This is a genomic window from Clostridium sulfidigenes (genome assembly GCF_052067195.1).
Lineage (GTDB): Bacteria > Bacillota > Clostridia > Clostridiales > Clostridiaceae > Clostridium_J > Clostridium_J sulfidigenes.
This window is the reverse complement of the sequence record NZ_JBQHQR010000017.1, coordinates 14328-39880: the sequence shown is the minus strand read 5'-3', so window position 1 is coordinate 39880 and position 25553 is coordinate 14328. Positions and strand designations below refer to the sequence as shown.

32 protein-coding genes are annotated in these 25553 nt (G+C 28.9%); 4 read left to right on the top strand and 28 right to left on the bottom strand.

Annotation, left to right across the window (positions count from 1 at the left end; all coding sequences use genetic code 11):
- Window positions 1-35: 35 nt before the first annotated feature.
- The 18 genes from ACTNBA_RS16580 to ACTNBA_RS16495 form a co-directional block, all read right to left on the bottom strand.
- On the bottom strand, window positions 36-1244 hold the full coding sequence (locus ACTNBA_RS16580; RefSeq protein WP_441075418.1) for a DNA glycosylase AlkZ-like family protein: 1209 nt from the start codon (window positions 1242-1244) through the stop codon (window positions 36-38).
- A 100-nt stretch (window positions 1245-1344) separates the two neighbouring features.
- Window positions 1345-1893: a 2'-5' RNA ligase family protein gene (locus ACTNBA_RS16575; RefSeq protein ID WP_441075417.1), complete on the bottom strand. Its 549-nt coding sequence runs from the start codon at window positions 1891-1893 to the stop codon at window positions 1345-1347.
- Between the two features lie 106 nt (window positions 1894-1999).
- Window positions 2000-2839, bottom strand: coding sequence for a DUF2785 domain-containing protein (locus ACTNBA_RS16570; RefSeq protein WP_441075416.1), 840 nt, complete (start codon window positions 2837-2839; stop codon window positions 2000-2002).
- 108 nt (window positions 2840-2947) lie between these two features.
- Entirely contained in the window at window positions 2948-3331 is a 384-nt protein-coding gene (locus tag ACTNBA_RS16565; RefSeq protein ID WP_441075415.1) for a hypothetical protein, read from the bottom strand.
- Window positions 3332-3835: 504 nt separating this feature from the next.
- Window positions 3836-4345: an NUDIX domain-containing protein gene (locus tag ACTNBA_RS16560; protein ID WP_441075414.1), complete on the bottom strand. Its 510-nt coding sequence runs from the start codon at window positions 4343-4345 to the stop codon at window positions 3836-3838.
- Between the two features lie 204 nt (window positions 4346-4549).
- Entirely contained in the window at window positions 4550-4906 is a 357-nt protein-coding gene (locus tag ACTNBA_RS16555) for a hypothetical protein (RefSeq protein ID WP_441075413.1), read from the bottom strand.
- 44 nt (window positions 4907-4950) lie between these two features.
- Window positions 4951-6228: a S8 family serine peptidase gene (locus ACTNBA_RS16550; RefSeq protein ID WP_441075412.1), complete on the bottom strand. Its 1278-nt coding sequence runs from the start codon at window positions 6226-6228 to the stop codon at window positions 4951-4953.
- Window positions 6229-6277: 49 nt separating this feature from the next.
- Window positions 6278-6802, bottom strand: coding sequence for a GNAT family N-acetyltransferase (locus ACTNBA_RS16545; RefSeq protein ID WP_441075411.1), 525 nt, complete (start codon window positions 6800-6802; stop codon window positions 6278-6280).
- A 61-nt stretch (window positions 6803-6863) separates the two neighbouring features.
- Entirely contained in the window at window positions 6864-7571 is a 708-nt protein-coding gene (locus ACTNBA_RS16540; protein WP_441075410.1) for a class I SAM-dependent DNA methyltransferase, read from the bottom strand.
- Between the two features lie 92 nt (window positions 7572-7663).
- Window positions 7664-8287, bottom strand: a complete 624-nt coding sequence (locus tag ACTNBA_RS16535) for an HAD family hydrolase (RefSeq protein WP_441075409.1) — start codon at window positions 8285-8287, stop codon at window positions 7664-7666.
- A 38-nt stretch (window positions 8288-8325) separates the two neighbouring features.
- Window positions 8326-8766 (bottom strand): GNAT family N-acetyltransferase, encoded by a 441-nt coding sequence (locus tag ACTNBA_RS16530; RefSeq protein WP_346886117.1) that lies wholly within the window; start codon window positions 8764-8766, stop codon window positions 8326-8328.
- A gap of 158 nt (window positions 8767-8924) precedes the next feature.
- Window positions 8925-9455, bottom strand: a complete 531-nt coding sequence (locus tag ACTNBA_RS16525) for a GNAT family N-acetyltransferase (protein WP_441075408.1) — start codon at window positions 9453-9455, stop codon at window positions 8925-8927.
- Between the two features lie 112 nt (window positions 9456-9567).
- The gene (locus ACTNBA_RS16520; protein WP_441075407.1) at window positions 9568-9888 is read right to left on the bottom strand and encodes a hypothetical protein; all 321 of its coding nucleotides are present in this window, start codon (window positions 9886-9888) and stop codon (window positions 9568-9570) included.
- Between the two features lie 155 nt (window positions 9889-10043).
- Window positions 10044-10871, bottom strand: a complete 828-nt coding sequence (locus tag ACTNBA_RS16515; protein WP_441075406.1) for a GNAT family N-acetyltransferase — start codon at window positions 10869-10871, stop codon at window positions 10044-10046.
- Between the two features lie 127 nt (window positions 10872-10998).
- Window positions 10999-11895, bottom strand: coding sequence for an AraC family transcriptional regulator (locus ACTNBA_RS16510; RefSeq protein ID WP_441075405.1), 897 nt, complete (start codon window positions 11893-11895; stop codon window positions 10999-11001).
- A 225-nt stretch (window positions 11896-12120) separates the two neighbouring features.
- Entirely contained in the window at window positions 12121-12588 is a 468-nt protein-coding gene (locus ACTNBA_RS16505; RefSeq protein ID WP_441075404.1) for a GNAT family N-acetyltransferase, read from the bottom strand.
- A gap of 128 nt (window positions 12589-12716) precedes the next feature.
- On the bottom strand, window positions 12717-13730 hold the full coding sequence (locus ACTNBA_RS16500) for a phosphotransferase (protein WP_441075403.1): 1014 nt from the start codon (window positions 13728-13730) through the stop codon (window positions 12717-12719).
- 260 nt (window positions 13731-13990) lie between these two features.
- Complete coding sequence (locus tag ACTNBA_RS16495; RefSeq protein ID WP_441075402.1) at window positions 13991-14812, bottom strand: MerR family transcriptional regulator; 822 nt, start codon at window positions 14810-14812, stop codon at window positions 13991-13993.
- A gap of 400 nt (window positions 14813-15212) precedes the next feature.
- Between ACTNBA_RS16495 and ACTNBA_RS16490 the strand changes: the two genes are divergently transcribed.
- The 3 genes from ACTNBA_RS16490 to ygiD all read left to right on the top strand — a co-directional run bounded on the left by ACTNBA_RS16490 (window position 15213) and on the right by ygiD (window position 17492).
- Window positions 15213-16199: a 3-oxoacyl-[acyl-carrier-protein] synthase III C-terminal domain-containing protein gene (locus ACTNBA_RS16490; protein ID WP_441075401.1), complete on the top strand. Its 987-nt coding sequence runs from the start codon at window positions 15213-15215 to the stop codon at window positions 16197-16199.
- Window positions 16200-16213: 14 nt separating this feature from the next.
- Entirely contained in the window at window positions 16214-16558 is a 345-nt protein-coding gene (locus tag ACTNBA_RS16485; protein ID WP_441075400.1) for a hypothetical protein, read from the top strand.
- A gap of 181 nt (window positions 16559-16739) precedes the next feature.
- A complete protein-coding gene (ygiD, locus tag ACTNBA_RS16480; RefSeq protein WP_441075399.1) occupies window positions 16740-17492 on the top strand; it encodes a 4,5-DOPA-extradiol-dioxygenase in 753 nt (250 codons plus the stop codon).
- A gap of 92 nt (window positions 17493-17584) precedes the next feature.
- On the opposite strand, the gene ACTNBA_RS16475 is transcribed toward ygiD, so the two are convergent.
- The 5 genes from ACTNBA_RS16475 to mntA all read right to left on the bottom strand — a co-directional run bounded on the left by ACTNBA_RS16475 (window position 17585) and on the right by mntA (window position 20411).
- Window positions 17585-17917: a PadR family transcriptional regulator gene (locus tag ACTNBA_RS16475; protein ID WP_441075398.1), complete on the bottom strand. Its 333-nt coding sequence runs from the start codon at window positions 17915-17917 to the stop codon at window positions 17585-17587.
- Between the two features lie 12 nt (window positions 17918-17929).
- Window positions 17930-18610 carry a DUF1129 domain-containing protein gene (locus ACTNBA_RS16470; protein ID WP_441075397.1) on the bottom strand — a complete coding sequence of 227 codons (681 nt, stop codon included), beginning with the start codon at window positions 18608-18610 and terminating at the stop codon, window positions 17930-17932.
- Between the two features lie 234 nt (window positions 18611-18844).
- A complete protein-coding gene (locus ACTNBA_RS16465; RefSeq protein ID WP_441075396.1) occupies window positions 18845-19486 on the bottom strand; it encodes a lactate utilization protein in 642 nt (213 codons plus the stop codon).
- Window positions 19487-19579: 93 nt separating this feature from the next.
- Window positions 19580-19999: a HepT-like ribonuclease domain-containing protein gene (locus tag ACTNBA_RS16460; RefSeq protein ID WP_441075395.1), complete on the bottom strand. Its 420-nt coding sequence runs from the start codon at window positions 19997-19999 to the stop codon at window positions 19580-19582.
- Window positions 19992-20411 carry a type VII toxin-antitoxin system MntA family adenylyltransferase antitoxin gene (gene mntA / locus ACTNBA_RS16455; RefSeq protein ID WP_441075394.1) on the bottom strand — a complete coding sequence of 140 codons (420 nt, stop codon included), beginning with the start codon at window positions 20409-20411 and terminating at the stop codon, window positions 19992-19994. The genes ACTNBA_RS16460 and mntA overlap by 8 nt, the downstream gene beginning before the upstream one ends.
- Before the next feature lie 490 nt (window positions 20412-20901).
- Between mntA and ACTNBA_RS16450 the strand changes: the two genes are divergently transcribed.
- Complete coding sequence (locus ACTNBA_RS16450; protein ID WP_441075393.1) at window positions 20902-21066, top strand: hypothetical protein; 165 nt, start codon at window positions 20902-20904, stop codon at window positions 21064-21066.
- A 76-nt stretch (window positions 21067-21142) separates the two neighbouring features.
- Here ACTNBA_RS16450 and ACTNBA_RS16445 read toward each other — a convergent pair whose 3' ends face one another.
- The 5 genes from ACTNBA_RS16445 to brnQ all read right to left on the bottom strand — a co-directional run bounded on the left by ACTNBA_RS16445 (window position 21143) and on the right by brnQ (window position 25483).
- Entirely contained in the window at window positions 21143-22180 is a 1038-nt protein-coding gene (locus ACTNBA_RS16445) for an MBL fold metallo-hydrolase (protein WP_441075392.1), read from the bottom strand.
- 154 nt (window positions 22181-22334) lie between these two features.
- Window positions 22335-23120, bottom strand: a complete 786-nt coding sequence (locus tag ACTNBA_RS16440) for a hypothetical protein (RefSeq protein ID WP_441075391.1) — start codon at window positions 23118-23120, stop codon at window positions 22335-22337.
- Window positions 23121-23156: 36 nt separating this feature from the next.
- Window positions 23157-23465: a nucleoside triphosphate pyrophosphohydrolase gene (locus ACTNBA_RS16435; protein WP_346879716.1), complete on the bottom strand. Its 309-nt coding sequence runs from the start codon at window positions 23463-23465 to the stop codon at window positions 23157-23159.
- Between the two features lie 6 nt (window positions 23466-23471).
- Window positions 23472-24011, bottom strand: coding sequence for a nitroreductase family protein (locus ACTNBA_RS16430; RefSeq protein ID WP_150843949.1), 540 nt, complete (start codon window positions 24009-24011; stop codon window positions 23472-23474).
- Window positions 24012-24178: 167 nt separating this feature from the next.
- Window positions 24179-25483, bottom strand: coding sequence for a branched-chain amino acid transport system II carrier protein (gene brnQ / locus ACTNBA_RS16425; RefSeq protein WP_441075390.1), 1305 nt, complete (start codon window positions 25481-25483; stop codon window positions 24179-24181).
- Window positions 25484-25553 lie beyond the last annotated feature (70 nt).

The window sequence follows — 25553 nt, the reverse complement described above, 5'->3', positions numbered from 1 at the left end:
AGCAATTACTTTACATAATAAAAATTAACTATAGTCTAGCCTTTTATTTTCCTCCATGAACTTTCTTCTAATCCATCTGCTTTTAGATACTTACAGAATCTTTCAAAGCATCCCATCATAGCAGCTATAGCCTCTTCTGTTACTTGATAGTTCTCTTCCCACCACCAATTTTTTATTATCAATGGTTCATTTCCTCGATGTATTTCAGGTTCAAATCTTGCTACAAGCTTATCTCCATATAAAACTGGTAATACATAATATCCATACTGCCTCTTTGAAACAGGTTTATATACTTCCCAACTATATTTAAAATCAAAAATATCTTTAACTAACTTTCTGTCCCAAAGAAGATTATCAAGTGGAGCCAGAAAACTTGCTTTTTTATCAATACTAGAATTAAGATTATCTAACATTGATGTATCGTCAGCCCTTATATAAAAAGTTTCATTTAGTCCTTCTACTTTTACAAGTATAAGCTCACCATCCTCTAGTAGTTCCTTTAATATTTTCTTTCTAAGATTTTTATCGGATACAAAATGACCAAGCCATCCTTCACCATTTCTCTCCCAATAAATCCCTATACTTCCTATTCTCCTTTTAAAATACCACTTATAAAAATCATTATCATTATTAAAAGGTTCCTTCATTTCCAGTAGTTCTTTTGGCAATAGGTTTTCTATCAAATCATAAACCTTTTGTGTGTTCTTCTTTTCTTTAACGCCCAAAATTCCGCTGTTCCACATATAGTCCATGGTAGCGCTGGAAAGTTTCCCATGACCCCAAACTCCACTTTTCACACGTCCAATATCCAGCTTTGAAGGCAAGGTAGCACCATTTTTCTCTATATATTCCTTTGCTACATCAACATAGTTAATTGCTTCAATTGAATTTCTATGATTCAATACTCTCTCAATCTCTTCTTTTCTTCTTAATCTAACTCTTTCAAAATAAGGCCAGTCATTGACAGAATAGATAGCCATCATTTTATCCCAACCATCTATGATCTCTCTTTTATCATAAAGAAGAGTTTCTAGCATCATAGGGTTATAATTTTCAACTCTGGACTGAAGCACCAAATCAGCATTTCTCCCTACCATATTTAAAGGATCATATTGTATGCACCCTACTCTATTTATAAAATTCTTAATACCCTCTTCACCATCAAAAGATTTTGGTGAAGATAAACCTTGATACATAACCAGAAATTTTCTCAATTCGCCCTTTGACATAGTAATTTTTTTCATATTACTTCCTCACTAAAATTTTTATTTATTATATTATTTTCAATTTTAAGACTAGATTTTTAAATAAATTATTCTGAAAAACTTCTTATAATAATTATAATTACATGAAAATATTGAGCTTATGAGGTTTTATTTCTTTTACAGGCATTACAACTTCAACAAAACCAATTTCTTCATATCTACTGTTTGGAAAAACCTCATAGTTTTCGATTACGTATTTTGTAGCCTCTACTAATGCTGATTCTTTATCTTCATTTCCCAGCATAACGGCACAATGAGGTATCCATTGTCCAGCTGTGTAATATTCCCAACCACTATGATCACAAAACGCAAAAGTTTCGTGTATATTTTTGTGTAAAGCAATTAATTCATCACATACAACTGGTGCAAGATATACAGTTCGGGTATTATTAAATACCCCAATACTAGAAAGCAAAGCGGGAAATGATTTTGTATCCTTAGCTATTTCTTTTAATAACTCGTCACACTTTTCAATATCAATATCATTAAATATAGCTATGGTAATATGAGGACGAGTCTTCCATTCTAAATATTTTTCACTGATTCCCGCTCTTGCAATTCCTTTAGCTAATTTAATAATTTTTTCCTCTGTTTCCTTATCAAAGTATAATTCTATTGCATATTTCATGCTAATTCTCCTCCAATATATAAAGATAATTTATTATGAATGTGGTTCAAATAAATATTGTATTTTATAAGATTAATTATTTAATTCTTACCTTAGTTTTTGGTTTCTAAAAAAAAGCTGGTAAATTGTTTAGCACCTGTTCAACTGTTTTTATAAGACTTTCATCTAGATTAATTTTTTTAAATCTAAAGAATAGGCTCCTAAGGAATACTTTACGATTCTCTCTCAAATGCTCCTCAGCTGGATATTTGCCTCTTTTTCCGACCACTTCAAAACTATATATCCACTTTATAATATCTTTATTTCTAATAATATTTCTATTATATATGCACATAAATGCATTTATTAGTCTCTCTTCTTCTTCATTTATATATGTGTAAGTATCTACACATATTTTCTCCTTTATTATTTCTAATATTTCCATCAATTCTTTGTGCTTAATAAATTTATTTTCTGCCAATACACATAAAGCATCAGCAGTATGTGCACTAGAGTGAGCCCATCCCTTACCCTCTACATATCCTCTTAAATCTTTTTCATTTGTAAAATATCTCATTACTTCATTATAAACATGTAATACTTCTGATTCATTTAAAAATCCTTCTTCATGCTTATTATTAACACTAATAATAGACTCCACTATACATATAGTAAACGTTCTATTAAATACTGAATCATCATCAATTTTTCCAACACCATAAAATAAATGCTCTTCACTTAAACATAATTTCAAAAGTTCTTTCATTTGTTCATATGAAATTTTTTTATTTATTATTACTCTTAAAAATGCTCCTAATATGAGGCTATCTCTAAGCTGAGAGTCTATTGATCCTATGTTATCAAGCATTTCTAGTGACAACACATATGGATCTACCCCTCTTGGAATCTCCCAGTTATTTTCTTTTATCATTGTAAGCTGTTGTTTTAATTCTTGTTCTCTCTTCATAATTTAAACGGCAAGTTAGTAAAACTCACACTCTCCCTCCTTATTATACATATAATCTGTAAGTAGTCTTAAAATTTAATATTTTTATAATTTTACTATATTTTAAAATTATGTTTTATCTAAGTATTGCAATATAATTTCAGATAATTTTTCAACATTTGGTGGCGCTAGAATAGTATCATGTGTTCCTGGAATTTCATAAAACTCAAGCCTATTTTGAGTCATATTCTCCCATGACTCAAGCTCAAATAAAGCACATTTATTCTCCTTTGCTTTTACAACTAAAGTCAAACTTTTTACACTTCTTGCAAAGAAACAATAGTTACATTTTGACATTAACTCTTTAGTAAAGAAATCCCTTATGGATTCTCTACTACTTATAATTTCCATTTGCCTTTCTTTTGTAATTATATATTTCTTCTCAAATATTTTCTTCATTTTTTCCATTGTATATTTTTTTTCTTTTCTAGTTATCTTTCTCCAACGTTCCATCCCTTTTAATACTGTTTCAAGATAGCTTACTCTTTTATAGTATTTCTTATATACAAATGGCTCTTGATATATTTAAATTAATGCCTTAACCTCATCTCCTTGAAGCTCAAATATTTTTGTAATATAATAAGCTAAATATCCACCTGATATATGTATTTTATACATATGCTATAAACAGAGTAGAGTTCTTTGCTTCAGAAGGAGTTTTTACTCCCTCTGAAGGTTACTAACAGAATTATTAGTATCAATTTATTTGATACTTAGAAGTCGTTGTCCTTTAGGGGAAATCGTTATCCATGGTCGTAGCCGCTCTTTACTCCCACTTTGAAGAAGATGGGAGTCTTAGAGCGGGTAGTCATCGGATAAATTTCATGTTGTTCAAATATGAAATTCGCTGAAACCCTTGGTATGACAACAACTATTTAAATAGTTAAATAGTTAAATAGTTGTATAGTTTCCTATGTAACTATTTTCATATATAAATAGTTACATATTTATTTTATTCTACTTAAAATTTAAAATAATTTCATTAACATAGTCATTCATAACTGTTCTATATTCTTCAGGTCTGTAGTCCATGGATTTTATCAAATTAATCATCTCTTGGGCTGAAATAAATTTAACATCGTCTACCTCTGACTTTTGTAAAGTTAAATCTGAAGTATCAATATCTTTACATAATACAAAAATATCAATGAAATGATTGTATTTTTCCCATAAAACTTTTTTAAGAAAAATTATATCATTTATCTTTATACCTAATTCTTCATGTATCTCTCTAATAATAGCCTCTTTACTTGTTTCTCCAGATATAACGTGTCCCATGTGAATATCCCATCCACCAGGTAAGAACTGTTTTGATTTTGACCTTTTCTGAATTAAGAATTCTCCCTTTGAGTTATGTATATATGCATGTGCTCCTAAATCATATTGTCCTTCTAAAAGCTCTTCATCTTTTGGTGCTATTTTACCACTTCTACTACCATCTCTATTTAAAATATCAAAATACTCCATGTGTTTTCCTCCTATAAAATTATCAGTACTTTATCACCTACATAACCACTGCTTAAGCATGTTTTCATTGTAACATTTATTTTAATGCTATGTATATATTTTATATATAAGTTAATTTATTCTACAAGAAAAAGCAAAGTGGTTACTTCAAAATGGAAGTAGCCACTTTTATAATTTTTAGAATAAATATCAGATATACCTATATTAATAAATCTCCAAGAATGATGTTATCTTTCCATCAGGATGACATTCTTCAAGAAGTCCAAACTCCGGGTCATAAAATTTGCCTTTATAATGTACTACCCAATGTGTATACTTTGGCATGTGTACTGTCAAAATTGCTACTTCTGAAATCTTAGGATTCTTTTTAGATAATCTTACATTTTTATCAGCATGTTTAATGTTATAAAAATCAAGAGCTTCAATTAGCTGTCCAATGGATGTTGGCCCATGTGTATGCATATTTTTAATAACTTCATCAACTGACACTCCCACAAGCATAGCTATGCATGCTTGTCCACATGCACATGGGTTTGGTTGCATTATTAATTTTATACTCATTTTCTTACTCCTCCCTAATGTACAAGTATTTAATATTACTATTCTTATTCAAAACTAGAGATTAATTTTTCAGGATTTAGTATTTTCCCCTTATATTTTTCTGTTCCTTTTTCTATTTGTCTGCTATCGCCTGTTGCAAGAGCTTGCTTCCAAAATTCTTCTGGCGTAATATCTGGTTTTACTTGACAAGCTAAAGCATAAAGTCCAGCAAGATAAGGCATACACCAGCTCCATCCACCTTCTCTATAAAATACATAATCCTTCTCTCCTGTAGGACTAGCCACTGTTTTAGAATCAATAGGAATTAGTAGTAATTCTTCTGGTTTGTCCATATTAAATTTCTCTTCATAATACTTATTAAGTTCATCAATATGCTCTATTTTCGATACCCACTTATTCCATTCTGTAACTTTATAATTAGAAATATCATCTTTATCTGCAAGGGAATCTATATCTAATCCATGGAAATAAAACTTATCCTCATATGTGTCAAACATATTTACTGTTATAACAAATATATTTTCTTTAATTGCTTTTTTAACTGCTTCTATAAATTCGTTATACCCCTTACTTTCAGGCTTGCATCCTGCTGATATAGATAAAACTCGTATCTTATCATCCTTTGGCAAAGATTTATTTACTTCAATAATTCTTTCAATTGCTTTTGCTGTCCAAGAAAAGTCTAGTTCCATTTCACTATTAACAAAGTTATAGTTTTCGCATGCTATAAAATACAAATCTGCTTCTGATGCAACTCCAGTATTCTTACCTGCTGCAATTGATGCCACTGCTGGAGCATGCATCTGTGCTTCTTCTGGTTCATAATGAATTTCTTCATACATCTTTACTCTATCATGATATTCCTCATGATTTACTAAAAGAGAATAATCGATAAATGCTATGTTTATGCCCTTACCAGTTATTCCTCTTTCATGAAGTTTTTTTATTTCAAGACCTGGATTTTTATGAAACTCTAAAAAACTTTCAGGGTTAAACTCCTCTGGAAGTTTCCCTGGCCATTTTGTTTTACTATCAAACACTGAATTTAAAAGCTTATCTTTCTCCCCAGATAAATCAAGTTTCTCAAGGTCATATCCTCTTAAATCACTACTATTTTTTCCCCACTGATCTTTGAGTTCTTCAATGTTATTTATACTCCCTCTTCCAAAATCAGCCATGTACGGAAATCTTTCAATTTTCACCTCTTCTTTAACATTATCACTAGTAGAAATTTTTTCTTTGCTGTTAACTTTATTATTGCAGGCAGTGATATTTATTGCAAATACTGCTACCAACAACACTATTGCTAACTTTCTTTTCATTTAATATCCACCCTTTCATTTTTCTCCCCAATATTATCATCTTCTTTAGTTAGTACAGTACCTCTGGATTTCTTAATATATAATTTAACTTATCTTCCCATCTATCATGCATATCATAAAAATGCTCTTCTCTATTTATAAACTCAAATCCAAATTTATCAAATATACTTTTCATTCTCTTATTTGAGCACATTGTATCAGCATATATGCATTTAAGTTTTAATGTATTAAATACATAGTCTATTGCTAATTTAACTGCTTCAGTTCCATACCCTAATCCCTTATAATCATTATTGGAAAGGGCAAGTCCAAGTTCACATCTGCTTTTTTCATAATCAATTCTTTTGAAAGATAATTCTCCAATAATCCTTCCATCCCTTAAAAAAATTCCAACCCTAGGATACCATGATTCCTTTTCTATAATAGAATTATACTTTTTATCAACCTTTTCTTTATCATAAATATAGGTATTTGGATCCATAATTGGATCTGCAACATAGAATTTATAGTGTTCATGATATTCATCTCTAGTACATGTTTTTAAATAAATCTTGTCTCCTTCAATTCTAATCATAGACTCCTCCTTAAAATAAGGTATACTCCAGTTTTCCTAGCTTTACAGTTCATGAATATTATTAGTTAACCTTTTTGACCACATAAAATATTTTATATGCCTTATCATCAATTGGAGATAATCTGAAATCTTTATACCTATTCATTATTTCAAAGCCTGAATTCAAAAGAAATGCATCCATTTCTTCAACAGTATATGCCTTTTGAATATGTGTTTCACACTGATTATCACCAAAGTCAAAGACAGTTTTACCTATTTTACTTGCCTTATCATATTTTAATATTTGTTTGAATTCTATATTATCAAACTTTCTATCAATTATTCCAAAATGCCTTTCTTCATATAAAACTGGAGTATTAATATCAAATATAAAAATTCCGTTATCTTCTAAATGTAAAAAAACATTTTTTAAAGTTTTTTTCATGTCTGAATCCGTTACTAAATAATTTAGTGCATCAAATGCACAAGTTATAAGCTGAAATTTTTTATTCAAAGTGAAATTTACCATATCTGCAACTGCAAATTCTATTCCCGTTGTAGTCTCCTTTGCTACATTAATCATATCTTCCGAAATATCAATTCCACTAACTTCAAAATTTTCATTATATAATTTAGATGCTAGTATGCCTGTACCACAACCAACATCTAATACAGAATTAATATTTAGATTGTAAATATTAATTACATTGTAAATTAAATCTCCGTATTTAATACTCTCTTTTCCCCAACCTTTTTTATAAAACTTTGCTAATTTCTCATAAGGTTTCATTGATTATTCTCCTCCTTTTTACTTCACAATATAATCTACAGATTGTTAATAAATCTATGTATTATAATTTATAAACATATGTTCTTATAGTGTTACACAAACTTTAAAAGTTCGTGAAAGCTATTAATTACATAATCATATTCTTTAACTTCCCCAAAACCATATTGTGCATAAATAAAGGGTATATTAGCAATTCGTGATGCTTTTAAATCTCCATCAGTATCACCAACATATACTGAACTAATTAAGTTATTTCTTTTTATTATTAGTTTTATATTCTCACCTTTACTTAAACCTGTTCTTCCTACATTCTCATAATCTATAAAATATTTATCTAACTTATGTGATTTAAAAAAGGCTTCTATATATCCACATTGACAGTTACTAACAATAAATAATTTATATTTTTTAGATAATTCCTTTAAAGTTTCCTCTACCCTATCATATAGAATTGCACCATGTTTGCCTAAATGATTACATTCATCCTTACAGCAATGCTTAACTATTTTAAGTCTATTTTCTTCTTCTAAATATGGAAAAAACTTTAATGCAACGTCCTCTATTACTAACCCCATAACACCCTTCATATCATCAAGCGTAAGTTTATTTATCACCTCATCATAGTTACCTATAGTTTTATTCCATGAATCTATAACACTAGATGTTGAATCCCATATAGTTCCATCTAAATCAAAAATAATACTATCTATGTCCATATTTTACACCCCATTTAACATAATAAATGTATTTAACTCTATAAATCTAAAGCCATAATTATTTCATCTTCATCTACTTCTCCTGTATGAAGAAAACCTAACTTGGTATAAAGATTTTTAGCAGCAATATCACCATCACAGTAACATAAAACTATTCTGCTGTATTTTGCATTATTTCTCATCAGTTCTATTGCTTTGAATACCGCTTCTTCTCCATATCCATTTCTCTGATATCTTCTATCAATCATCATTTGATCAAATACAAAGGCTTGTAATTCATCACACTCTCTATACATTAATAATCCTACTATTTCACTATCATTATATATTGCTTTAGCTTGACTTCTTTGAGATCTAAAAGCATAAGCTCTAGCCAAAATACCAACATTAGAGCATACATAATGTTGCTGTTCTTTTTCCACTTCTAGTAAGTTAACATCTCTCCAATTTTTCTCCGTAACTTCTTTTAAAAGTATCATTAAACTCCCTCCCTAGTATTCTCCAGAAACAGTAATCTTAATAAAATTATACCATATTATACCGGATTATCATCCATATATTTGTATATGTAGTAAAATTAGAAAATAAAAAAATATCGTATACTCATTTCTGAATAATACGATATTTTATAACCTTATTATTTAATATAATACATGTTCAACTCTAAAGTGCTTCCACCATTACTTTCTACTTTATTGAATCCAACTTCTATTCCACCTAGAGCTTTAACCAACTGAATACTATTAGGATTACGACGATCTGCCTCATAAATAAAATAATCTAAATCCATGTGTTCACGAAAAAAGTTAGTTAGACCAGTAATAGCTTCATACCCATACCCCTTACGTTGTTCATTCTTTCGTATCCATAAACCCACCTCAGGAGTCTTAGTATCTATCAGATGAATCTCTATACTTCCAATGAATTTATATTCCTTATCTAAAATACAACACACCAAATTTGTTCCCAATTCTTTAAGTTCTGTAAACTCATCAATAAATTTTCTTGTACTATCTAGGCTTTTAAAAGGCTCTGGATACTGGTATTTTGTTATTTCATCATTAAATTCAGTAAAATAATCATATGCAAATTCTTCTGAAATAGGCACAAGAAGTAACCTACTTGTTTCTATATTAAATCCTGTTTCACTGATAATATCCTTTATCATTCTTACCTCCGTTATATCTGAAAAACCAAATATCTTACCTAACTCATTTATCTACACTAGAATTTTATCAACCATCATTTTTTTCTTCTTAACTATTTAGTTGAATTGTGTATCATAATTGTTTCAAGTCATTAACAGTCATTCCCTTTAATCTAGTACCATGGTTTTCACTATCAAAGTGAGCATTGCTATGTTTGGGATACATAAATTCAATCATAGCGAAGTTTGCAACATCAACTAAAAATTCGGTATTACCAGTTTCTTTATACTTTTTTAATCTTATTTCTAGATTTTCAACTGAACTAATTAAACCCTCACCATAGTTATTTTTTATAGGACCGTATTTATGATAACTGACAAACATTCTATTTTTTCTTAGTTTATCAAATTCTTCACTATATTCTATCTGTAATACTTGTTCTATGTCATTCATAATTTCCTCCTTAAATCAGCTTTACTATCTTAGAAATGCATCATTTATAAAAATATCATGAACTATTTAATATTGTTTATTTTCTCTTTTTTTATATTTACTTACTAACATCACTACAAATAATTGAGGTGTTAAATTTAACAAGCTAACCATATTTATTCATATGTATGTTCTGAAAAATAAGCAATTTCAATAAAACCATTTCTTTCATATAATTTTTTAGCACCAATATTTGATTTAGCTACTCGAAGTCTTATGTTTCTAATAAATTTATTTATACTCATATTTCTAATACAATGTGCTAATATATAACTTCCATATCCTTTATTTTGAACTGTAGGTTTAACGACAAGATCAGTTATATAGTTTTGCCAGATAATATACGCACCTACCAACTCATTATTTATCCAGAATGAACGTACTTGCCCATGCTTATCTAAATCAATAAGTTTTTTATAAAATTGTTCTTCATTTATAGCATTACTATTTACCTGCCAACCATTATCTATACTTAACTGATAATATGAACTATCAAATAAATTAATAAACTCTTTTAGCATATCATCTTCAAATCCTTTATCGATTAAGTTACAACAATTTAACTTAGGTAATTCTTTACCAATAAATTCAAGGTGATATCCCTCCATGTCTACTTTAAAACCTAATTTTCTTACTTGATTAATTATTTTTAGATTATTTCCGTACACGTTAAAGCATATTTCTTTTGAATCTATTTTTGAAATGTATTCCTTAGTTTTATTTTTAATTATTTCTAAAATTTGTTCTATATTGTTTTCATTAAGAAAATAAGCATAAAAAATGCAACAATCTTTATTGTCAACAGCTATAAATACTCCCATGTTTTCCGCTGTTGATACAGAATATATTATATCAACTTGATTATTTTCAAATGCTTTTTCTACATACTCTTTTGCATGTGGAGATATATTGTCTATGAGTGTTAATATTTCTTTAGAATCCATTTATACTACTCCTTCCATAATATATTTAATTAATTAAAACACCGTGTAATCATTACTGAATACTACGGTATTTTAACCAATGAATATTTATTTTTTATAGATATTTTTAAGTTTAGAATATATATATCTACTTCTTAGTAATAGGAACCCATATTTCACAGGCATAATCATCATCATTTGTATCTCCTGGTAGGTAAACTTCAAGTTCATAATCTGCTGCTCTTTCATATCCAGAATTAGGAAGCCATTCTGCTGTTATTTTCGTCCACATGACATCAATTGGGTGCTCCTTGCCATTGAGGCTTCCTCTTGCAGTAAATACTGCCCATTTTCCTGCTGGTATAGTATAACTTTGCAAATCTGTTACAACATTTTCATCAGCTTCAGCACCAATAGCCAGTAAAGTTTCTCCATTTTCTAAAGTTTTTGTGAAACCCATCTGCCACATGGGGCTGCGATAAAGTTTGTATTCACATGCTATCTTCCTATCAATATCACCATCCAAAAATTCATCCCAAATATCCCATGCTTCACCTAAAGCTTCTTTCCAATCATTAGCTTCAGCATTAGCAGACTGCCTCTTTATTTGTTTAACAAGTCCAACCAATTTTATTTCTTTCTTTTCCTCAATACGATACTCCATCTCAACATCTCCTTTTATTGAAATATGAAAAGTGATGGGTGGATAGGCTTTAAGTTTTACTCCTAAAGTGCGCGCTACCTTAGGAGTTACACCATGCATTCCGACGAAAGCACGAGTAAATGCATCGGGCGAATTATATCCATACTTTATAGCAATATCAATAACTTTTTCATTGCTACTTTGTAAATCTAATCCTGCAAGAGTTAATCTTCTACGACGAATATATTCAGATAGAGATACCCCTACAACATAAGAAAAAACACGTCCAAATTGATGCATTGAGCAACAAGAAACTTTTGCTACTTCATCATACATAATATCATCAGTCAAATGATTCTCAATATAATCTATTGTTGCTGTCATTCTCTCAACCCATTCCATTTTACCTTCCCCTTTCATATTTAATTGTAACAAAGGAAATATAAGACTACCCTGCATTCTGAGTTCAAATATGTAGGGTAGACAATAATTATCCGATGACTACCAGCTCTAATACTCCCATCTTCTTAAAAGCCAGAGTAAAGAGCTGCTACGTCCTTGGATAACGATTTACCCTAATGGACAACGAGTTCTAAGTATCGAAAGTACTGATACTAAGAACTCTGTTTATAATTTTTTTGACATAGTTATAAATTCCATTTCTCCCTTAACTGTTTTTCCTATGAATTCATTTATAACTTTAAAATCTAAACTTTTATATAATCTTATAGCTCTTTCATTAAATTTAAGAACTGAAAGCTCTATATTTTTTAAATCGTACCTTTCCTTAGCAAATTCTAAAATAGCTTGTAAAAATTCCTTTCCCATGCCCTTGCTTGTTAAACTTGGTCTCATTTGAATTGAAAAGCTTACTTTATCCTTAAGGTAAAAAGCGCAATTTCCTATTAATTCATTATTATCATTATAAATTGCGTACACATTATCATCCATAGGAAAACTTTTTACATAATTTATTTTTCCTTCTGAGAAGTCATTATCAAAAAATGAGTAAATTCCTTCATACTTCCATGTAAGCATATCTTCAACATCATTATTTGTTACTTTCCTAAATTCATATTTTGTAATTTTATTCATCCCCAAATCCCCCTAATTAAAATTTAACATTTTGTAAGTTTCACTGCTTATATGTAATTTAAATTGATGCATTACATATTTATACATATTATAACATACTTTTCAATATATTTATATCTATTACCATTTCAAAGAATATTATTTATCCACTTTTCTAATTTAGGAATTATCTCAGAATAGTATATAAGAGCATTTATTGTTTCAGTTACTTCATTAATTCCCAAACTCTGTTCTTCCTTATCTACACATTCAATACCTAAAGATCTTTTTAAGTTATACTCTAACCAACCAAGTTTACCTAGAAATCCATTGAATAATACTATTTTCCAATTTCCTTTTAATGGTCCATGTATATTTTTATATCCTCCTATAAAAGCTAAAAATTTTTCTTTATTAATAGTTCCTATTTCATTTTCAGCCCAATATATAGCTGTTTCAATTAATTCTTGCATAGGATTTACATAGCCAGCAGCCTCCCAATCAATAATAATTGGTTTATCATTGCTCCACATAACATTTTTAGAATCTAAATCCCTATGACTAATAACCATTTCTGTTGCAAGTAATTTTGAAGACCTTTTTGCCTGAATACTCCATTCATATAACCTATCAACTACTTCGCTCATCAAGTTTACCCAGATCATATCATTTTCTTTTCCCATTTGTAAATAATGATTCCAATTCGTTATGTTTTCATTATCCGACCAATTATTAACTATCATCAATTCCGAAAAGTCTGTCATATGTATATCAGCAAGCATAGAACCTATCTTTTCACAGTGAACTATGCTTATTCCACTAGATTTTAGACTTTTACCATCTATCCAATCAAATACAAGATAAAACTGATTATCTATTTCGTGGATGAAAGTTTCATTAAATCTTTTAGCTGGAAGAGCTGATACACTCTTTGATGTAACATTAGCAATCTCTTCTGAAATGATGAAATTTTTCATTGCCTTGTCTCTTAGCATTATTTGAGGGTTTAATGCTTTAACAGCATATTTATCTTTTGTTGTTTTGATAGCGTACATTCTATGCAAAAGACCTCCGGATATTCTTTTAGGTTCATCTACTATCTTACCAATTTGTAAAAATTCACATAGTTTTTCAAATTGAAGATTATAATGTATATCACCCATTCTTTAAACTCCTTCACCATCTTATTCTATTTTTTCATTAATTACCTCGAAAAATTTAAATATCATTTTTATTTACCTTCCTAATTGTACCATATAATACAAAATATCTATATCTGGTAATTTATATACAACACTTTAGCATTCAATTATTAAAAAATACCGTATATTCATTTTAAAGAATAATACGGTATTATAATATTCATTTTCTATTTATCTTTATATACATTTGAGTAGTCTATTTTTATTAAAAATTAATCATATTACTTTATAGGAAATTGTAGCTCTGTTACATATTCATTGGGATCATCTGTTACCCATTCACCTTCATGGTATATTTCACGCACTGGTCCACAGATTGAATACTTATTTTCTGAAATCCATTTGTACATTATTTCATAGGTTTCTCCAATTGTAGCAAATGAGCCATTATGAACTATACAAGCCATGTTTTCTATCATGGGCAGTTCATATACTTTAACATTATCACCTTCTGGGATTAATTTTATTATAGGTTCTACAACTTCCATATCCTGTATTGAAGTATTGTCTTTATGATAAAGTGTCATACACGGAATTGTACGTTTTCCTTTTACTTTATCTATATATTCATTAACTTGTGCCCATAGGCTTTCACAAAATTCATCATAAGTTTGATTACCATCCTTCACAAAACATTTTCGCAATGATGCAACTAAGATTTTTTCTACTTTTTTAATTGAAATTTCATTCATAGTAGGTATGCCTCCATTCTTTATTAAAAATATATTTGTACGAAGACGTTGAAGCCTACTTGTTTCTAGTTCTAGTGCCTTTTCAAGTAAATCTGCTTTCACTTCCAAAACCTCTATAAGCGACTCATTACTAGAATTATTATTAAAGAAATTGCTAATTTCAACAAGTGAAAATCCAGCATCCTTTAAAGCAATTATTTTATTTATGGTTATAAGTTGACTTGCATCATAGTATCTATAACCAGTAAATTTGTCTATATATATAGGTTTTAAAATTCCTACATTGTCATAATGATACAGTGTATTAATTGAAAGTCCACTCATACGCGAAAATTCACCAATCTTAAACATAACTTCACCTCAACAAATAAGCTCTACAAGTGTGCACCTTGCCATCTATTATTATTATAAACCCTTCGGTAACCCAAGAGTCAACTACTATAAAAAAGTTAGAGGTTAATCCAACTTCCTCTCTTTGCATAAATTTATATCGGCTTCTAATAAAGTAAGAATATAAATTATAAAACATATAAAGTAAATCGAATTGTGACGATAATAATAGAGTGATATCAAAAATATAGTACTATATTATATTAAAAATTTATTTTATTTGAAATTTTTGTAGAATAATAAACTCAATAGAATATATTTTTTATTATATTTATAATTTTTACATATATATTGTACCATTTTGTTTATATGTAATATATATATTTAAACATCAAATTCAAATGTGAATGGGGAGGACTTTATGGGAATAAAAATTCAAGAAGTATCAATATATCATCCTAAGAAAAGAATAGAAAATCAACATTTCATTGACGAATATGGACAAGATTTAGAAAAACTTTTAAATCACTTAGGAAGGAAGTCTAGGTATTTAGTTGATAATAATACAGAAAACTCTCTTACTATGAGTGTGGAAGCTGCTAAATCCTGTTTGAAAAAAGCTAATGTTAAGGCTTCTGAATTAGATATTATTGTATTTGTTAGTGATTCTGTAGAACATTTAATACCTACTAACGCTCTTTTGATACGAGATGCTATAGATGCATGTAACTGCGATTTAACTTATGACATGAACGATAATTGTATAGGAATGATAACAGCTATTGATAGCATTGCAACCTATATGAAATCTAAAAGTAAATATAAAAAATCTTTAATCGTTGGTGCTTCATATGGCTCACTCCTTGCCAAAAGTGATTGTGAGTTAGTAAATTCTACTGTTGGAGATGGTGCAGCTGCAATATTACTTACTAGTGATGAAGAAACTGGTGGAGTTCTTAATTCTACCTTCCATACTGATTCTAAAAATCATAAATATATGGTTTTCCCTGAATGTGGGTTATCCCATATATATGATGAAGAACTGCCTATAGATAGTAAAAAATATGCTTGGGTAAATCATGATGTGTCTTACTTTAGTGATGAATGGGTAAAACTTATCAATAAACTCTTAAAAGAAGAAAATGAATCTTTAACAGATGTAAAACACTTCTTATTTTCACAGTTTTCCCATGCTGATATAAAAGAAACATTAAATAAATTAAATTTAGAGGTTAGTAGTGACACTTATACCTTTGTTGCAGATGAATATGGTTATACTGGATGCACCAGTCCGTTTTTTGCACTTAATAGAGCTATAGAAACTAAAAAGATAAATAAGGGAGATCTCGTTATTTTTTGTTCAGTTGGTTCTGGATACACAATGGGAGCTTTTTTATATAAATTTTAAAGGAGGAATTTTAAATGTATAAAGTAGAAGTTAATAATGCTAAGAAGGTCTTATTTATCACTGTAGGAGGATTTTTTCAAGAGGAGGATGGCAAAAATTTCTTAAATGATTATAATAATGCTGTAAAATCTATAACTCCATCAAGCTTTACCCTTGCACTTGAAAGTTCTGAATTATCAACATCAAAAGCAGAAATGATTCCAATTCTTGAAAACTGCATTAAAATGTATAAGGCTACTGGTTTCAAAAATATAGTATCAACACCACCAAGCTCAGCTATTGCTGCAATGCAATTAAAAAGGTTGTTAAGTTCATTAAATGTAGATATTGAATTTATATCAGATTTATCTAAATTATAAAATACATATCTTAATTTTAAATAAGTGGTAAATAGCTTGTCGACATGATTAGATATTTATCACTTATCTCTTCTATATTATAAATTTTAATCAAAATAGTTATTCAATATATTTCACCTTATTTTTTGATATAATAAAATTAAGTTATATAATAAAGTATATTAAGACGAGGAGTGATATTATGAAATTCCCAATAGGTTTTATAGGGCATGGTTCACCAATGAATATAATAACTGACAATAGCTACACAAAAAGTATTTATAATATCTGTGAGACTCTACCTACACCAAAGGCAATAATGGTGGTTACTGCTCACTGGATGTCAGACGGTGCCACTGCAGTTACTACATCCCAAAATCCAGAACTTATATATGATTTTTATGGTTTTCCAAATGAATTATATGAAATAAAATATCCATGTCCAGGTTTTCCTGAAATCAGTAGAGTGCTTAAAGATCTTGACATAAAACCTATTGATACATATGGTCTTGACCATGGAGTTTGGTCAATCTTAAAACATATGTATCCAAAGGCTGATGTTCCTGTAGTAGCCCTTAGTATTGATATGGCACAACCTGCTATATATCATTACGAAATGGGTAAAAAATTAAAATTTTTAAGAGAGCATGATATCTTAGTATTAGGCAGTGGAAACATTGTCCATAATTTATACTTAGCAGATATGAATTATGATACTACTCCATATCAATGGGCTATTGATTTTGAAAATGACGTAGTAACAAATCTAAAATCAAGAAACTTTGAATCCCTAATTGAATATGGAGATAAAAAAAATAACGCCATTCCTACTAAGGATCACTATTTACCATTACTATATATACTTGGTATGGTGGATAAAAGTGATACAATAGAAATACTCTATAAAGGTATTCAAAATAAATCTATATCAATGTTAAGCTTTTTATTTAAATAATAGTTTAACATTACCGCCTCCAAAGTATACTAATATATAAGGATTTTATGGTTATATAAATTATTGAATATGTTTAAATATTAAGAAATATATTACTGAATATTCCCTTTAATTATATCATTTATATTTTTACTCATATATTCCCAAGTATCCACAAAATCCTTTAGTTCTTCACGGCCTTTATCTGTTAAACTATAATATTTCCTAGCAGGTCCAAGGGGAGACTCCTTCATTTTTGACGATATAAAACCATTCTTTTGTAGGCGTGTATATAGTGGATATAATGTTCCTTCAGAAATGTCAATGAACCCATTTTCCTTTAGTATTCTAGCAATATCATATCCATAAATCTCATCTTTTAAGTCTATAATTTTAAGAACACAGCCCTCTAAACTTCCCTTTAATAACTGTGATTTATTATTCATGGTTTCCTCCTTCTATTGATTTTTATTTTCAAAGAAATACTGTATCAAATAAATAGTTATAAGTATGCCCATGAATATTAAATAGTTTACTTCAAAAAGTATCTTTGTCAAAAATAATTTAGTTAATACAAATATAGCTGTTATAATGCAAAAGCCTATCCATAATAAAAATGTTATCTTTCTATCTTTCTTTTTATCCTCTCCATTAAAAACATTATACATATATTGTATTTTAGATAATAAATAATTGGATAAGATAATTACAAGTAATGTATTCACTAACATTGAAACTGTAACTGAAACTGTAAATAGTGTTGTTTTATTTACCCAGCCTTCAATTAATTGTCCAACAAACATTTCAAATACGCCTGTAAAAATAATTAGTATTATAGGTAGTTTAGAAATCTTCCAGTATACTTTTTCCAGTATAGAGTACCCTTCTATTGTTTCTGATATAAACTCATCACAAAAGGAATTTATATCACTATTTCCTAGTACTTCTTCTACGTCAATTTCTCTTTCCTCAGCTTGTAAAAATAAATCTAGACAATGGTGTATAAACTCTTCAGCATCATGATCATTAATATTTGAAAACCGTATTTTAAATAATATATTTTCAAACTTCTCTTCATTTTCTTTACTTAGTTTACTAATAAACTTATTAACCTCTTTTATATACTGTTTTGTTTTCATAAACTTCCCCTCCAAAACTTATTTTCAGTACCATTCATTACAAGGTATATTGTAATGCATAATAGTCCTTTTCTATATTGTATTGCATGGTAGTATTTTTGTCAATAAAAACTGTACCTATTTAAAGATAATATCTAAGTACTATTAGTGACTTCTACACATATAAAAAATAGCCTATTTTATTAAGCTATTTTTTTTGTACTATAATTATAGTTTTAAACACTATACAGATTATCAATAACCTAGTTGTTCTCCCACAATAATTACTTTTATTCTATTTTTAATAAACTGACCTCTTATAATTGTGAAATCATTACATATTCTGTTGGGACTCTTACAATCTACACAATAGCCTAAGGTAGTGCATGGAGTATCTTTATTTAATCTCTTGGCATCAATAGGCGCAGCATAATTTCTAACTCTTTTTTCTGCCTCCTCTATATCCTTTACAATCTTATTTATTCCAGTTACTAGAATAACTTGCTTTGGACCATAAAGCATGGGTGCAACCCTACTTCCATTACCATCAATATTATATAGTTCACCATCCTCAGTTAATGCATTAGTGCTACACATGAATGTATTGGCAGAAAAATTTTTCATATAAATTTCCTTCTTCTCTTCACTAGTAATTCCATCTCTATACTTGTCCAAAAATACATAATCACCTTTGCGTAGAAAATCTATAACCCCTGTTTCAAAAAGTGTCATAGAGTCTCCTACTCCTACTGTGGAATTATCATCTATTAGTTTCTTTAAAAGGGTTATTAACTCACTTTTATCTTTTACAAAGAATCCCTCCATATTTCTTCTGTTTAAATTTTTTATAGTTCTATCAATTCTCTTCTCCATATACCATAAAGTATTGTTATCCATTTTAAGTGCTCCTTTCTAAAATAGAATTTTATATTTTAGTTGCTTTTGTAGATTGTGTTTTTTCATAATACTCTCTTTTCTTCTTGTCATAATTTATAAATAACTAGCTGCTATTCTAATAATTTTTTTGAATTTACTTTTATATTTCACAATATGATTGAAAAGTTCTTCATGAGTTGGTTCTTTGTATCTATGAGCAATTCTATTTCTAATTAACTTAGATTTTTCTAAGAATTCATAAGTATCCTCATCTAAAATTCCCTCTTCTCTAAATATTTTTAAGCTATCACTTAAGCTTATACCTATCTTAAATCTTTTTATTTCCTTTAGTATAATGGAGCATAAATCCTCAAGGATGGTATGAAAACTAACAAATAACTGCCTTAAACTTGATTTTGCTAACTTTAAGAGTAATCTATCATTGCTAGTTTTAATAATTTCTATACATTCTTCTATATCACTACTACATTCCTTTAAATCCTCAATTATCCTCATAAGTCTTTCTTCATTCATACAAAACATCAACCTTTCTAAAATGAATAAAATTTTCATTTTCTCTATATATCCACTCCACGTCATCGCAAAACTCTTCAAAGACCTTATTATCAGTTGAATATATAATTTCGCAAGAGTTTAGAATACTTATCTTAACAAATATATCTAAAGTTTTACTCTTTAAATCTACAACATCAATTTCTCTTTCTAAAAACCTTTCTAAAAATAATTCTATTTCTAAAATATCATCTAAGGAGAAACTACCTCTTCCTAATACTGCAATATCTACATCTGATTCTTCATTAAACTCTTCAGTTAAAACACTTCCAAATACAACTATATTTATAATGTCAAATCTCTTTATAAAACCAGTAAATTCTTCTGATTTTAACTTATTTAAGATTTCTTCTTTAATTAATTGGTTTGACAATGTGATCACCAACTTTTCTAATATTCATATCTTTATTATATACAACATTTGTAAAATAATAAACCGTATTGTAAAATAAAATACGCTATACTACTTATCATTTTATTTATCTTATGTACATATTTTGTTAATATTTTTAATGATTACTTAACAACTTTTGAAATTTATTGTAAATAGTTAATTTAATTAATTTATTTATAGTGTTTTATGTTAAAATAAAACTATAATATTACTTACATTAAAATTTTACGTTTTACATTTTCATTTAATTTTAAACTCTTATGAGATGAATGCTGGTTATGTTTTCGTTTCCATTTCCAGCATTTATCTTATAACCTAAATGTATAGATAATCAACATACCCTAAAAATATATAAGAGTAGTGCTAATTTAATTATGGTACTACTTTTTTTATTTAGGCTTATCTTAACTTTTTAGTCATAACTCTGCCTTTCTAAAAATATATTTTTAAAGAAAGGAGCGATGAGAAAATGGGTAAGCAAAGAAGAGGTAAGGTTATTAAGAAAATAGCAGGTTGGAGAGGTACATGCCCTCTATGCGGTAGAAAAAGAGTAAAATTGGTATGGACTAAGAAATGTGAAGACGGAAAAACTATAAACATCTGTAAAATCTGTTCATCAACAGTAGCTCAATAATTTTAGAACTTAAAAGGATGTTTTGAAATAACCTAATTTCTAAACATCCTTTATATTTATTTTAAAACTCACTCTTTTAACTTTCTTTAATGTACTTAACTATTGCCCACACTAATCCTTTATTGGATATAACATAATAAATCTTTCCATCTTTATATAACTTATTTATCATTTCAAGTTTCTCAAGATAGACTAAGTGGGACATACACTCCCCTAACGCAAAGAATCTTTGAGTTATTGGGAAGTCTTCCCAGTTTTTAATTGTTATACTCCAGTGCATTCTTCCTGCAATTTCATAAGGGGAAAGTTTTTCTCCATTAGCCAAAATATCCATGATTTCCTCTAACCTAAGATCATAATGGTCCTTGAGTTCTCTTATTCTCCTTTTAGTATTCCTTATAATAGCTCTATGAGAAGAAAGTGTTACGTCTATAGGTAGAGATGCAACTCTATCTAAGCTATCAAAGTATTCCTGTAAAGGGTTTTCCATCCATTGCTCAAGGTTATAGGCTATATTTGGAGTTATCTTTGCTAATATTAAATCTCCACCAATTAAAATCCTATGGTTTTCTTCGTATAAGCAGCAATGAGCTGGGGTATGCCCTGGAGTCAAAATGCATTTAAACTCATACTTTCCTACCTTTAATGTTTCCCCATCCTTAATATCTGTATAAGTTGGCTCATTGAAACTTTCTTCAAAACCTTCTTGATCTCTTAGAGCCTTTAGTGCTGATACCGCCTTGCCCTTAGGAAATCCCATTGCTTCATTAAATATATTAATTTCTTCCATATAAGTTACTTTTCTTAAATTATATATCTCTTCACTTTCTCTTGGATGAATATAAGCCTTATTATTAGAATTTAAAAGAAATGGTACAAGACCTGTATGGTCATCATGAAGATGAGTTAAAAATATATCCGTATTGGCCATATTCACATTCAATTCTTTTAAACTTTGTCTTAAGCTTTCTAAAGATTTAACCTTGCGAAAGCCTGTATCCACAAGTAGATTTCTTTCATTACCCTTAATTAAATAGGCATTTAGTGCCCTTAAAGGATTGTCTGGAAGTTCTACCTCTATTTGATATATATCTTCAAATAATTCTCTTATCATCAGTATCTCCTTATCTTTTGCCTCGTCATTAGAAAGTAAATAAAAACTTTTTATATATTTTAAATTTATATTTCAATGATATTATTAGTAATACTATTATCATATTATTTTTGCAACATATTCTATTATAATACTTAAACATTTTATTATCTAGTTAAAGTAGTATATAATCCTCAATTGGAATGATTCCTATTGCTGCCATTAACGTAGCATTAAGATTTTCATCTTTTTCTCTTGAATTGTCTTTCACAAATTCTTCTATAGCATCTCTGTTCTTATTCACACATATAAGAGATTTTATTTCTGGATTTTCTCCTCTACCTATTAATTTTTCATTATGCTGATTTAAAATTTTATCTAGCTCATCTTCATTAATAAGTAAAGACATTTTAAAAATGGCTGATAAAAAATTATCTTTGCCCCCACTCTTTAAAACATAGGGTTTTAACTCTTTTACTAAAGTTTTATCCTCTACATCTATTCCTATTTCTTCATTAATTTCTTTTTCAATGTTATGTCTTAAGTCAAAAACATTATTCTTTATATCATTCTTATCTATGCCACCGCCTATAAATTGGAACTTTCCTGGAGCTGCAGTGCCTAAATTCATCTCTCCAATAACAAATTTTCCATTTATGGTTTCAATTAAAACAGAAGTATGAATGATTCTACAATCTGGCTCTATAAATTTCTCTCTATGAATTGTATATAAAAAATGTGCATAATCTGTTTTTGAAACAAAGATGTCTAGCCTTTCATTAGTATCTTCTATTTTACTTATAGTATATACATCCCCTCTAAAAAAATCCTTACCTGCTTGTTGTAGCTCTTGCCAATGTTTTTCTACTTGGTCACTATAATCCTTTGGTAAAGAAATTTTTTCATTAGTATAGTATGTGTTAACTCCCTGATGAAATCTAGAAATAATTGTTTTCCTCATAATTAATCCCCTTTATTATATGATAAAACTATATTTTTACTTAACAGATTTAAGAACAATTCCTTCCTTAAATCCCCCACGCTGATTCAACTTGCAATTTCTTTTCTCCACTAATTCCTCTTCAGAATATCCTAAATTATGAGCTAGCCCAAACAGCACTTCCATAATATCCGCTAGCTCCTCTAAATTTTTATCCTTTAGATATTCATTTACCTCTTCTTTTAGCTTATCTTCTAATAAAGAAATCATGTCCTCTTTAGACGCAATTTCTATATCGCACTGATTTCCTTCTTCAGCTATCACCTGTGGAATCTTATCTCTTACTAATTTATTATATACTTTCATTATCTATTACCACTGCTCATAATGAACTATTTCTTCTAAATTCTTTCTTGGACGAGGACTTGGTGCTTCATCTGGATAACCTAAAGTTAATACTGCAACCACATACTTATCATCAGGAATATTTAAAACTGGTCTAAAGTCCTTCTGTTCAAACCAAGCAATCCAACAAGTTCCCAACCCTAAATCTGTTGCTTCAAGTGCCATATGTTCAATTGCAATAGATGTATCTCTAATAATTTGCTTAACTTCGAATTCCTTACTATATTCATCAATATAAAGGCCATCACACTTAGGTAACCTTGATTTTATATCTGCAACACACACAAGGTGGACAGGTGCACTAACCATCCACTTTTGATTATACGCAGCAGCTGCAATTTTTTCTCTATTTCTCTGCTCCTTAACCACAATAATTTGCCATGGTTGTGTATTACTACCTGATGGTGCTAGTCTTGCACTATGAAGAATTTGTAATAACTTCTCATCTTCCACTTGTTTATCCATATATCTTCTTATGCTTCTACGCTCTTCAATTGCTTTAATCATAACTCTACCTCCAAACTAATTTTTATATTAAATTATGTAGGTATTCTATCTTTAAAATACGCATTTACATGTATCTATTATAACATGTTTGCTACAATTATATAAATCATCCATAACACTTATTGATTGCCTTGTATATCTTTGTAGTATGAAATATGATGAAGATATTATATTTCTGTGTTTGTTTTAATAAAATTCCCCATTATACCTGCCACTATAACTGGAACTATCCAGTTAAAACCTAAATTCGCAAATGGAAGTTCAGTTACTATTGGTACTCCTATTGAACTGCCTATTCCCATATGGTTTAAAACCGTTAATACACTTATAAATAAAGCTGTATATGTTGAAAAAATAAACACATAATTGTTCTTAATTTTTTCTTTAAATAATGTTAATATTACTAATGTAACTGTTGGAGGATAGATTACGCTTAATATTGGTGCTGAAAATTTTATTATAGTACTTACTCCAAAATTAGCTACTATACTACTAAACACGCATACGAATATAACTATATCTCTATATTTCCATTTTCCCTTTGATACTTTACTAAAATACTGGGCTGTTGCAGACGTAAGTCCTATTGCTGTTGTAAGACATGCAAGACCTATTATTATTGCTAATAATATCTTTCCTGGTTTTCCAAGTAATATATCTGTTATATGTACTATTAATGCAGTTTGAGATATTTCTCCTAATGGTATGTTTGCATATTGATTTGAAATGGTAGCTCCTAAATAAGTCAACCCACCATAGACTAAAACTAGTCCTATTGAGGCAACAATAGATGCTTTTAAGGTTAATTTTATTTTTTCCTTTATTCCTTTATATCCTTTATTACTTAATGTTGTTATTACAACAGTAGATAATGCTATAGCTCCTAATGCATCCATGGTTTGATAGCCTTGGATTACTCCTTCTGCAAATATACTTTCTACTCTTGGCGCTATACTGATAGAATCAATTGGATTTATTATTCCAACTAATATGAGTAATAGTAGAGTTATGAGAAGCATTGGGGTTAAAAACTGACCTATTATATCAATTACTCTAGATGGTTTTATAGATAAAACCAATGTTATAGAAAAAAATATTATTGAAAATACTACTGGGCTAAATCCTTTGAATATTGGCACAATACCCATTTCATAGGTTGTTGCTGCTGTCCTCGGTATGGCTAGAAGTGGTCCTAAGCATACCATTATAACAGCACCCAAAATTATTGATAATTTTTTACCTACCTTTCCAAAAATTTCACTTACATCTCCATTGCATTTAGCTGCAGCTATAATTGATAGTATAGCTAAGCCTACATCAGCTAAAACAAATCCAAACAATCCACTACTCCAACTTATCCCTGATTCTAGTCCTAAAAATGTTGGAAATATAAGATTTCCTGCTCCAAAAAACATAGAAAATAAAGCAAAACCAATTACTATAGCATCTCTCGTCATATCTTTAGTTTTCATTTAATCTACTCCTTAACAAATTCAGTCTTTAAATATAATTATTTATTATAATTAACCTCTTAGGTATACG